The sequence below is a fragment of the Methanosarcina baikalica genome, assembly GCF_031461075.1.
Lineage (GTDB): Archaea > Halobacteriota > Methanosarcinia > Methanosarcinales > Methanosarcinaceae > Methanosarcina > Methanosarcina baikalica.
Map to the genome: position 1 here is coordinate 1 of NZ_JAVKPK010000088.1, position 12,316 is coordinate 12,316.

Here is a 12,316-nt window from a genome sequence, read left to right on the forward strand (position 1 = left end):
GATAGTGTCGCTACCGATAAGAAGAGTGTCATCAATAACGTATGTAAATGGTCCTTTGAGATGAACAGTTGTATATGCAGATTTATCTGCCACAAACTTTAAAGCCTCATTTATCTGTACATGATCATCTTTTCCATCACAGTTAAAATCTCCAGTACCATCTCCAGAGACATAAACCGTTGGTGCGGCAGTCATGCATAAAGCTGTAGGAATGCTTGCAAGGATAAAGCAACCTATAAGGAAAATAACTCCTAATTCTCGTTTTAACATCGGCATCACCTGGGTCGATCATAAAAAAATTCGTTCGTATCTTTGATAGACAGATATTCGTTTAGTGACGTTTTTATATCTCCGCAAAATACTACTGTCTGCCAAAAATTTATACAAATTTATTAGTTTTTTCAGATATATCGGAAAAGGTTTTGCAAATAGTATCCACTCTCCGAACTTCAAGAATAGAGAAAATGTTCCGAATAAATTATTCACAGCTGGAGCTACTGAACCCAACCAGATGTTATAAATACGGAATTCAGAATAAATCTCCCTGTTTTTCAGACCAAATCCTCCAATTTACACGAATCTCTTCGTGAAACCATAAAGAATAAATGTACTTATAAGATATAATTAAATTTTTATAGTTAACATTGTGATTAAAATAATTGACATATAAAAGTACGCAACCTTTTTAAACATTTAGTAAATCGTGAGACCTGTTATTATTTTGTCCGAATTGTAAGAAGCATTTTCCGGATCAGATCGTTGGTGTTACTGGATCAGCAAATTACAGTGATGAATATGATAGAGCTCATCCCAAAACCAATTTTATTTTTAATCAGTAAGAGTTTTAGAACTATTTTTTATGATCAGAAACGCAATTAATTATTCCGAATACGAGATTCAGAAACGGAATTTCGAGTTTTGGGATGAACTTATAAAAACATGTTTATCAGAGAAGATGGTAGATGTAATCCCCACAATTCCGGTAGAATATGTGAAACATATACATGAGACTTGACTGACATATAGGAGAGCTCCTTGTGCCCCTTCATTCTGGTTGTGTGAGCAAAAATGCGCAGAAGTTTCTAAGCAGGAACTTTTAGATCAGGATATTTTTGACAGAACATTGTATATTGAGGAGATTGGATCAAGAAAGGATGAGAAAAATAAGTTTGAAAACTCTATGTGAAGAAAGATTACGGTAAAAGAATGGAAAAAAATAAGATATCAATCCATGCGTCTTCGGTTAAGTGAGGAATCATGATAAATTGCCTTATTTCCAGAACAGTTCTCCAAAATAGTCATTGATATGAAGTTGGAACAGGGCATCGATTTTAGTTATTGGTTTCGAAATTTGGGACTGACTTTTGCTCCTAAATCAATAGCATACAGGCAAGAAAATTCCTTAACCGATGACCAATGGATATCAATCTATTTACACTATCGCCACAAAAGAGAAGGTAATAGATTTTGAGATAACTGACAGATTACTAACAAGTGCAACTCTTATTCCTCTTTTTATCCGAATCACAAACAGATTTCCTGAAGACAAATAAAAGGTCGCTTCTAAAGGATAAAGCAATAATTGGAGCTGTAAAGAGCGTTTTTCTGAAGTGGCTAATTCCTTTTGTGTGTTTCACCAATTAAAAAAAGTTGGCAAGAAATATAGTGACGAATTTAATTCTATCACAAATATTCCAGATAATGATGAGTTTGTACGGCATAAGCTCTAATATATTAAATTGCCGGAGAGCAGTAAAAGTGATGGATGGTAATCTATTCAAGCCGGACAATGCCGTAGGTTATAAAACTACCCCCTCAGCTTACGTTTATAAAAATACAGCTATAAAATAAAGCTGCCTATTACCCTTTATACAAGTTACAAAGGATTTAATTAAATGAGATCTCTGCACATATCCATAATCTTTCTTGCAACTCCATCCCAGCCATGATTCTCAACGACATATCTGCGGCCATTCTCCCCCATAACGGCCCGGGTGCTTTCATTGGATAATAATTTTACCACGGCAGCCGCGAGTTCTTCAGGATTCTCGGGAGTTACTGAAATTCCGCCCCCAGAAAACTCAATCAAATCTTTGACCCCTGGGATACTACTTGCCACAATCGGCTTACCGCAGGCAAGGTACTCATAAGTTTTCAAAGCCGAAAGTCCTATTTTCGAATTTCTTTCCTGGATAAAAGGAGCAACGCAAACATCAGCCGCGTTAATATATAGAGGAACCCGCTCGTAAGGGATTCTTCCGGTGAAAATAAACTTATCCGAAAGCCCTAACCCGGAAGTTATTTCTAGCAATTTGTCCTTCATAACTCCATCCCCAACAACGAGGAAACGGGCATCAGAGCATTTTTCAAGGATTAAAGGAGAGGCATAAATCAGAAATTCAACACCCTGCCAAGCTGCAAGGTGCCCGACAAAGCAGATATACTTTTTAGAGTTTTCCAGCCCCAATTCAGCTTTTGCCAGCTCCCGGTCAAGAGGCTTGAATACATCAGTATTTGCACCATTATTGATAACATAAACTTTGTCTTTAGGAATGGAGTATAACCTCACAAGTTCGTCTCTGAGTTTATCCGTGACAGAAACAATTCTGTCGCAGTACCTGTAATTGAATTTCTCGGAGCGGAGTGCTAGATAAGAAAAGACTCTGTAAGTAAAGGATTTTGAATCCGGATTTACCTTTAACTCATCCAGAACCAGCCCATTAACTTCTACTATTGAAGGGATTTTGAAAATCTTACATAGAATTATGGGAAAGAACGGAAAAGAATTCTGGCGAAGATAAAGCACATCAGGCCTGTTTTTTATGCACGAATAAAGAAGGTAAAAGGAAAGCATAAATTCGTAAGAAGGCTGTACAAGATATTTATTGTCTATTACAGGCACGTATTTTATCCAGGGAAGAGTACGATCTACGCTCTTCTGTCCGGGTGCAAACAGGACTATATCAGTATATTTTTTCAAATTTCTTAGAAGCTCAAGAATGTGGATATTCGAACCTGATTTAGTATTGAAGGAGCCATAATAAACCAGGAAAATATTATTTACTTTTTTAAACATAATGGTAGCCGGTTACCAGAATAGTAAAAGTAGTTAATTAGTTTATCCCATAGCTTTGGTTATTATTTTTACAAGTTCAAGGACGACGGTTCAGTATTAACTCAGGGACAAGAATTTAATTCATTTTGGAGAGAAGTATTTATAGGATTAATTATCTCCTTTGTCTGCTTTTGAGGCATCCGAAGCGAAAAAGAGCAAAAGATTATGAAAGTACTGGAAGTATGTCAGGAATTTCCTAACAGATATTATCCTCAACTTGGGACATTCATCAAACAGAGTATCGACTCAATTGCAAACCAGGGCGTAGATGTTACGATTATTTCTCCAAAACCTTTCGTCCTTCCTTTTTCCACATTTCCGTATCATAATTTTTTCAAACTACCGCGGATTGAGCATACCGAAAAATACGACCTTCACTATCCACGTTACATATATGCCGTTCCCAAAAAATATTTTTATCCCGTAACAGGGTTTTCATACTCTCACTTTGTTTCCAAATACGCGATCAAAAATATAAAGCCACAACCACACCTTATCCACGCACACTTTTCGTATCCTGACGGATATGGGATGATAGGGCTTGCAAAGAAATGGAAAGTCCCTCTTGTAATAAGTGCACTTGGTACAATAGAAAGAAAAGTTGCTTATGAAGGCTCCTATACCTCAAGACAGATCATAGAGGCAATGAGTTTTGCAGATAAGGTTCTTTCTGTCAGTGACGATCTCAAGCTCCACATAGTAAATCTGGGAATAAATGAAGAGAAAGTCCATGTGGTTCCAAACGGCGTTGATACCACGAAGTTCAAACCTGCCGGAAAAGAACATTCAAGGAGTCTGCTAAATCTGCCTCAGGACAAGAATATTGTTCTGTTTGTTGGAGCCCTTAGAAAAATAAAAGGTGTGGACTACCTGATTGAGGCTGCAAAATATTTTGTGGATGCGAATACCGATCTTTTTATGGTAGGCAGGGACGACGGCCTGAGAAAAAGCCTGGAGAAAAGGGCACAAGAGCTCGAAATTTTAGACTACATTAAATTTACGGGTCCGGTAAACCACGAGGATATACCGCTTTGGATCTCGGCTTCGGACATCCTTGTGCTGCCGTCACTGTCTGAAGGGAGGCCAAATGTCGTACTTGAAGCCCTTTCCTGTGAAGTTCCGGTCGTAGCAACAGACGTAGGTGGGATTCCGGAACTCATGAGCGAGGGGGAAACAGGCTATCTGGTACCCGCAAAAAATCCCGCAGAATTATCCGAAAAAATTAATAAATTGCTTGAGGATAGGAGCCGGAGAGAAAAGATGGGAAAGTTTGGGCGTAAAAGTATAATTCAAAGAGAACTGACCTGGGAATCCCATGCAAAAAAGACTGTGGACATATACTCAGAGCTTCTGCAGAAACTTGCGAGATGAATCCTCAAGTTCTCCTCTGACTTCTTTTTTAATTTTAAAATCTGTTGTAAATTATAGATTCCCAAACATGGGATTAAAGATAAGGAATCCGCGAAAACCTTTATTTCTGTATGAATGCCTGTTGAGTCGTTTCGTCCATATAACCTACTTTCGACAGGTAACTTATTTTTCGTTTTTTACTGACAGCTTTTTTTGCTGGGAAACATTATCCCTTATATTAAACATTAATACAAAAATGTTTCATTGTTTATATGTCGTGAAATTTGGGCCATATGTTAACCATTTCAAATACAATATAAATTTACAGAATGTCTGAAAATGTTATCATGAAAAACACCCGATTCTTAAACCACTGCCAAATTTAGGGTAAGTAAAAATATACACCCAAATATAAAAAGGCACCCTTAAAAATAGTTTTCAGGAATTATTATAATCCCTGACGTGGAATAAAAATGTCTGTTGAAGGACTCGAATAGACTTTATCAAGAACTGCAAGGTTGCTTTCCAGCTCAAGCTTATTTTCTGGCAATCCTTGATAGAAATAGTTCGAAGTGTCTTTTAGAGTGCTTTCCTCACTGCCGAAGTATAAGCCACTCTTGAGAAACTCCTTAGTCCTGAGCATTATGTAGCCTTTGTATTGTGGGAGTTTATTTACATCACCAATTCTGTAATTGTCATAAGATGAGATGTTCAGTTGTGCAGAGCTCGCAGGAATCACCGGGAGATAAAAAAACCTTGAGGAGTAATAATCGGTATAAATTGAAGAATTTGCAGGAACATAATTGAAAACATGCTCAAAGCCGCTCAACTCTTCGGAAGTAAAATATTCATGCTTTGCCTCGTGACCAAGGAAATCTGAATCTCCAATACTGAAGACCGAAGAAACGAGAACAAAGGTAGAGAACAGTAAAATCACTAAAAAGACAGAGTTGAATTTTTTAGGGAAATATTTAGCCATATAATTCCAGAATACATACACTCCGTACCCCATAATGAAAGCCATAAAGGGGCTGACAAAAAGCATAAACCGGTCAACTCTAAAAAGAACCTTGAACTGCCAGATAGTGTTGAGTGGGTTGGGGATATAAAATATCAGAGTAAGAAGGGCGAATAATCCAAAAACGGAAGCGTAATTGTTTTTATAGTTCTTCAGGAGAAAACCTATTCCTATCAAGGCAAAGAATAAAAAAATGGATTTATCCAGAAGCCCTATTAAATTAATCAAGCTTTCCTGAAGTACTTCTGCACCGCCGGCAGTTAAAACTATAGAATCCCAGAACTGACTCTGCAAACGGGGAGCCAGACTCCTTTGAACAAACATGTATGCAATAAAAAACCAGTAACCGATGAAAGTAACATTAAGCAATATAAAGAAAGGCTTGCTGATGTAGCTGCCGTCCCCTATTATGTATTCAGATACAAAAAGAAGAATCAGCAATAAGACCAGTTGCGGCAGGGAAACATTATGAACCAGGGTTAAAAAGACCGCAACGATTACTGAGAGGAATTTTAAAGAGATTTTATTCTTCTTGAAATTGACACTATAAATCAAGTACAGTAATACAATAAACATTATAAATGCCATTGTGCGTGTAATTACATTTGCACCGTAATAGAGCACAACAGAACTCACGGAGAAAAGTACACAGGAAAGGAGTGAGATTTGCCTGTTGTTCGTGATGTGATTAAAAAGATAGTAAAGAAAAACTATAGTGATTGCATAAATCGGCGCAGTTACCAAAAAAAGCGAGGTCTGTGTACTTGTATTCAGGAGTTCAGAGGCTTCTGCAATAAATACGTGATAAAGGGGGAAGTATGCATAGTCACTTAAGGAAGTAGGAATCATCTGCCCGGAGGTTGCGGTAAGTTCCGAAAGAAAGATGTGGGGCAGGATATCTGTGGTTCCGAAGTAGAAATCGTAATTTAATGTAACACTATAAATTAGGTTAACCATAATTAGGAAAGATTCTACGAGGATAAGTGATGGGTTTACATTTTTAGAGAAAATCTGCAAGAATACCGACAGGTAAAGAACTAAAATAAAGACGAAATAATACGGTGGTCTGCTTCCCTGAGACAACATGAGCACAACCACGGAACCGATATAAAAAATCCCGAATAAATATGTGAGAGATTTTACATTTAAAGATGGGAAGGCCTCAAGATCATGTAAACTTACATCTTTTTTGTAAAGAAATAATATAAAAAGACAGGACAATATTGCAGGAATTCCTGTAAATAGTCCCCGAAGTGCGTAACCGAGCTTACCAGTTGCAAACATCCATAAGAATGTGAATATTACGGCGAAAATTATAGCTAACGGAAACAGAAATGAAATTAACCTCATTAAACGGTTATTATCTAACTTAAATCCTGCCTCTTTACTTAATCCGAACATACTATCTCCATAACCTTAAATAATCATAATTTCACAATTGAATAAATATTATCCAAACTTTTGTATATGAGAACCAATGAGATCTACAATCAGGGTCGCATTGATTAAGAATATTTTGCCCTGAAAAGTCTGATTCTGTTCCTAATCCAGTGATTTTTGCATTTTTTATTGAAATTTTGAATTTACAGAGGAATTTGTTTTCAATAAAACTCAATATTCGACATATTCCGACATCGATTGCCAGGTAGTGATCAAAGGTTTGTAACCAGTCACCACTAGATTTTGGAACTGAACCAAAAGTCTTCCATACCTATTCAAATGTTTCGGTCGCTCTTTCTAATATATGATCAAATAAATTAGTAAACATTAAACATCCGGGCAATACTTGGCTTTTGAGGGAAAAAGGGAATTTGTAAAACTGTACAAAAATCCCAGCCCATAGGCAACATGCTGTACAGGGATAATAAAAAGGGCAAAAAGACCGTATTTTGATCTCATTTTGTAGGTAACCTGCATCGAGGTAAGGAAGACCAGAATAAAATATATGGCAGTTAGTGCAAGCAGAAGCAGACTTGTAGTGGGATACTGGATGGAAGCGATAAGCAAGACGACTGCAGAAATGATGGCAATAGAAGGCAAAAACGCATACCAGCGGACAAATTCCCCGTGTTTTTTGAAAAGTTCTGCCATCCACATACCATATTTAAACATCCTTACAGAAAAAGATTTAAAAGTGCCTCTTCTATGGTGCAAAACCTGTGCTTCCGGGATGTACAAAAACCTGTTGCCCTTCTTACCTATTCTGTAATTCAGGTCTCCGTCCTGGCCTACCAGAAATCGCTCATCAAAACCCCCGACCTCCTGGATTGCACTTTTTTTGTACATGGCATTGCAGTTAGGGAGAGAACTGACATAGTGCTTTTTTGTGGAGTTTTTAGACTGAGCCGAGCCTCCTGAACCCAAAAAGGTTTCCTGGGCATATCCAACCACCCTTCCAAACATAGGATCAGTGTCAAATATCAGGTTAGGGCCTCCAAAACACACAACGTCTTCTGGAGCGTTTTGCATTTCACGGACAAGAGTCTTCAACCATTGAGAATCGACCTTACAATCCCCGTCAGTAAATGCAACAAGTTCCTCTCGAGAATTTTTCACACCAAGGTTCCTCGCAGCAGCAACGTTCTTTCTTTCGTTAAGAAGGAACTTGACAGGATATTTCTGTACCAATTCCCGCGTCTTATCGGTGGACATTCCATCAACGATAATAATCTCATAAGAATCTCGCAGATAGTCGAGATTAAGAAGTGACTCAATACATTCCTCAATGAATTTTTCTTCATTGCGAACGCCTACTATGACTGAAATAAAAGGGTATTCCATACAAATTAACCCCGTTTTGGACATCATTATTTTCGAATATGCTCGTTTAAAACTATCATTCTTGAGATAGCATGCAATATTATTCCCGTAAATACCATAAAGGCTCCTATGATTGTCAGCATCACCATAAGGAGTGTAGGCCCGAAGCGTAAGGATCCTCCCAGAAAGTAATTCTGCAAAAATATAAGTCCCATAAGAAAGCCTGTAGATGCCATAATCATTCCAGGAACGGAAAAATAATACAGAGGCCGTCTATATTCCATATCCTTAAGAATCCGGAACAGAACCATGGGTCCGTGTATGAAAGGATTTTCGCTTGAACAGTTCTCAAGATCATACCTGCAATGGATTTCCACTTCAGTGAACTTCAATTTGAAATCTCTGGCTTGAATGAGAATTTCAGAGCCTGCGGACATATCTGTACCATTCAAATTTATATTTTCAATAGCTTTTTGCCCATAAGCCCGAAAACCACTCTGGGAGTCAGTAACGTTCAGACCGCCTGCAATATATGTTGCAACATCAAGGATTTTCATTCCAAATTTACGGTAAATAGGGACATTCTTACCGTTGCCATTTACAAACCTTGAACCGATTACAAGGTCAAACCCATTTTTTAAGGGCTCAAGGAGTTTGGGAATCTCGGAAGGATCATGCTGACCGTCAGAGTCAATTATGACCATAGAATTTGCACCGAGCTTACGGGCAGTTTCAAAGCAATTCCTGAGAGCCGCCCCATATCCTTTATTGATTTCATGACGGACTACATAGGCGCCAAGAGATTCAGCGATATCGACAGTGTTATCTGTACTTCCGTCGTCCACAACCACTACTCTGTCGACATATTTTTTGCAGCCCTTAATAACCTCTGCAATGGCGTGAGCTTCGTTATATGCAGGCATGGCTGCAATAGTAATGACCATATGCAATCATCTACCTCTTTGACGATATGAACAAAAGGTCTCCATAATAAAGTGATCTATTATAGAAGAATCGGTAAAAATTTCAAATCCGGCAAATATATTTTTCAGAGTCATCGCTCCATAATTTTTTAAAGGGTTTCTAAAGGTCTTCTATGGCTACATTTACAGGGAATCAATCGGGGGAATTGTTCTCTCCTTTTAGTAAAAAGAAGGAACTTGGATACTCTGTAAGTGGGTCACAGCATTTAATATAAGACTTGTATCTGTTTTAATATACGAGCTATATAAACATTTAGACACGAAAAATAATTAATCAGTAACTCCGATAACGAAAAAGGATTAAGTCCATCTAAAAAGCCTGTTAGCCTTAATAATAGCTTAAGAAGGATCTATCCGTTATTTGATATAAACGAATAATGGAAGAAAAAAATTACACTGATATAAAAATCATAGATTTTCCGTGATGTGCGTTGAGATACAAACTCACTGAGTCAGACCATAGACCCTCTCCAAAAAAAAGTCAAGATCGAAGCTTAAAGGTCAAAAATTTCATTCATGAAGATAGAAAAAAGGGAAAAGTATTTGAGATAGCAAGCAGGAAAGGGGAAAGATATTTTATACAACTAGGTAATTGAGTAGATCGGGTTAAAAACATTCATGAAAACTGATATAATTTAGGAAGATACACGCTGCTAGATTGGAAGAAAACCGGGATTGAAGCTCGGACAGTTTTCACCTTTTCGGTTTATTAATTCTTCGCAATTGAAGATTAAAACAGACCGATTGGAGGAAGTAGGAAGGTTTCCGAAAAACCTCATGAGGGAACGCGGAAATTGGCAGATTAGCCCGAATAACAAGAAAAGAACTGGGAAGCCAGAAAAACATAAAACCGTTTTATGAGGAGTCATATGGCCGGAAACCAGAAGTTTCCATCTGACTTGTTATTAGTAGCAGGTCTTGTAATTCTTGCGGATATTTTCGTACTAATTCCTGTACTTAGCGGAAGTATTATCCGCACAGCTTTTGGTCTACCCCTGGTGCTTTTCCTTCCAGGATACGCCCTTATAGCCATGCTTTTTCCGGAAAAAAGCGGACTTGAAGGGATGGAGAGAATAGCACTTTCTGTTGCGATGAGCGTTGCGGTTGTGCCTTTGATTGGACTTGTACTTAATTATACACCCTGGGGAATCAGGGAAACTCCCCTTCTTGCAAGCCTTTCCGCATTTACTCTGCTCTTATCTGCAGTAGCATATGCTAGGAGAAGACAGCTGCCCGCAGACAGGACATTTGAGGTACCTGCTCTTAGCCTGATTGCTGGAGTTCTGGAAAAGCCGAAGTCAAAGACTGAGAAGACTCTCAGGATAATTCTAGCCCTTTCTTTCCTAGTCTTAATAGGAACTGGAGTTTACATCACTCAGGTACCTCAGGAAAGAGAACCATTTACAAAATTCTATATCCTCGGGCCCGACAGGATGGCAGAGAATTATACAACAGAGTATATACAAGGAGAAAGCGGAACCTACATTATAGGAATAACAAACAATGAGTACAGGACAATGGACTATACAGTGGAAGTAAGGCTTGAAAATGAATCTTTGCTTCTTCCGGAAAACTTGCAACATATCAGACTTGCACATAATACGACTCTGGAAGAGCCTCTTGAGATTACACCTTCTATTGAAGGGAAAAACATGCAGCTTGAATTCCTGCTTTTCAATGAGACTGAAAAGAAAGTACCCAGCAGAGACCTGCGTCTCTGGATAAACGTTACAAAGGAGGGTTGAAGATGGGAACTTTTGAGAGTCTAAATATAGAGACTATGGAAACTCCCGAGGACGTAAAGCTCCACCCATCTGAAAACCTGAGAAGGGAAATGCCTGAGATTAAAAACAAATGGCTTTACCTGGCAATCCCGGTTATAGCCATCGCTTTTGCGGAGCTGATGATATATTCGGGAAATATAATACAAGCCATGGGTATACATGCATTAATTCTGCTTGGGCTTTCCTTTTCCACGATGTTCGTAAAAAATGAGGAGATTCAGAAGACTTACCAGGCTCTAATTCTTCTTCCGATCCTGCGTCTGGTAGATCTTTCAATGCCAGTTTTCTATGACGTGAAGCTTTATAATCTCATTTTTATATACGGCCTCCTGGTAATCCCTGTAAGCATTGCAGCTACCAATCAGGAATTTACTCGCACGCAGCTCGGGATAACCTTCAGAAAAATATGGATATATATTCCGCTCTCAATAGTGCTGGGCCTTTTGCTAGGGACAGGGGAATATCTGATAGCCGGGAAACACCTTCTCATCGGAGACCTTTCAGTTTTCAGTCTTCTGATGCTCAGCATAATTATGATCTTTTTCGTAGGCCTCGTAGAGGAGACAATCTACAGGTCGATCCTCCAGAACCGGCTAGAAACAGCATTCGGGAATCGGAAAGGGCTCATAATTACGAGTATCTTGTTCGGGCTCATGCACTCAGGATATGGGAATATTAACGAAATTGTTTACACATTTCTTATAGGCATCTTTATAGGTTACCTATTTTACAGAACTCGGAGTCTGCCTCTGGTTGCGCTGACTCATGGATTTATAAATGTGTTCTTTTTCGGAATCATTCCCCTCCTCTTTTAAACTAACTGTTTCTGCCAGTCGATTCCGAAAAAGAAACCAAAAGTGAGTAAAGCCAAAAACAAAAGCTGAAATATAGTCAGGAATGCGTGTTCCGGACTCACTCCGAAATATAATTAGAAAAACCTACTCCAATTTCTATAACCACGGAAAAACAAGGAATCGGAATAGATAAGGGCAGTTCTTCAGCATTTTTGTATTTTCCGTGGCTCACATTTTCTTTTAAAATTGATCAAGGAGTTTGGTATTAGTGAGCCCGCTTGAACGAGCGAAAAGGGCAGCAAGCTATTGCATTTACAGTGCAACTCCCAAAAGAAGAGATTTTTTGTGTTTCCGAAGCGAAATAGTGTGTAGAAGAGGAACTCGACTAGTGCAACTTGTGAGGGGGAGTATTGCCCTTAGAATTAATTCAGAGATTTTTGTGACGGTGAGAATTATCTTTTCTTATAGAACCAGTTAAAAATCCTGGTACTCAACTTAAATAAATAAGCAAG

General features: G+C 38.4%; 7 protein-coding genes and 1 pseudogene. 3 read left to right on the plus strand and 5 right to left on the minus strand.

What is annotated here, in order from left to right; all coding sequences use genetic code 11:
- Both RG963_RS15045 and RG963_RS15050 read right to left on the minus strand, forming a co-directional pair.
- A pseudogene (locus tag RG963_RS15045) lies at nt 1–270 on the minus strand (hypothetical protein); the annotation flags it as partial.
- Between the two features lie 1,621 nt (nt 271–1,891).
- The gene (locus RG963_RS15050) at nt 1,892–3,076 is read right to left on the minus strand and encodes a glycosyltransferase family 4 protein (protein WP_310577097.1); all 1,185 of its coding nucleotides are present in this window, start codon (nt 3,074–3,076) and stop codon (nt 1,892–1,894) included.
- Between the two features lie 204 nt (nt 3,077–3,280).
- On the opposite strand from RG963_RS15050, the gene RG963_RS15055 reads away from it, so the two are divergent.
- Nucleotides 3,281–4,486 carry a glycosyltransferase gene (locus tag RG963_RS15055; protein WP_310577098.1) on the plus strand — a complete coding sequence of 402 codons (1,206 nt, stop codon included), beginning with the start codon at nt 3,281–3,283 and terminating at the stop codon, nt 4,484–4,486.
- 427 nt (nt 4,487–4,913) lie between these two features.
- Here the strand turns inward: RG963_RS15055 and RG963_RS15060 are convergent, their stop codons facing one another.
- The 3 genes from RG963_RS15060 to RG963_RS15070 form a co-directional block, all read right to left on the minus strand.
- On the minus strand, nt 4,914–6,440 hold the full coding sequence (locus tag RG963_RS15060) for a hypothetical protein (protein ID WP_310577099.1): 1,527 nt from the start codon (nt 6,438–6,440) through the stop codon (nt 4,914–4,916).
- Between the two features lie 810 nt (nt 6,441–7,250).
- Nucleotides 7,251–8,264, minus strand: coding sequence for a glycosyltransferase family 2 protein (locus RG963_RS15065; RefSeq protein ID WP_310577100.1), 1,014 nt, complete (start codon nt 8,262–8,264; stop codon nt 7,251–7,253).
- Between the two features lie 26 nt (nt 8,265–8,290).
- On the minus strand, nt 8,291–9,187 hold the full coding sequence (locus tag RG963_RS15070; protein ID WP_310577103.1) for a glycosyltransferase family 2 protein: 897 nt from the start codon (nt 9,185–9,187) through the stop codon (nt 8,291–8,293).
- Nucleotides 9,188–10,095: 908 nt separating this feature from the next.
- Here RG963_RS15070 and RG963_RS15075 point away from each other — a divergent pair.
- Nucleotides 10,096–10,971: a DUF1616 domain-containing protein gene (locus tag RG963_RS15075; protein WP_310577101.1), complete on the plus strand. Its 876-nt coding sequence runs from the start codon at nt 10,096–10,098 to the stop codon at nt 10,969–10,971.
- Nucleotides 10,972–10,973: 2 nt separating this feature from the next.
- Nucleotides 10,974–11,825, plus strand: coding sequence for a CPBP family intramembrane glutamic endopeptidase (locus RG963_RS15080; protein WP_310577102.1), 852 nt, complete (start codon nt 10,974–10,976; stop codon nt 11,823–11,825).
- The last annotated feature ends 491 nt before the right edge of the window (nt 11,826–12,316 follow it).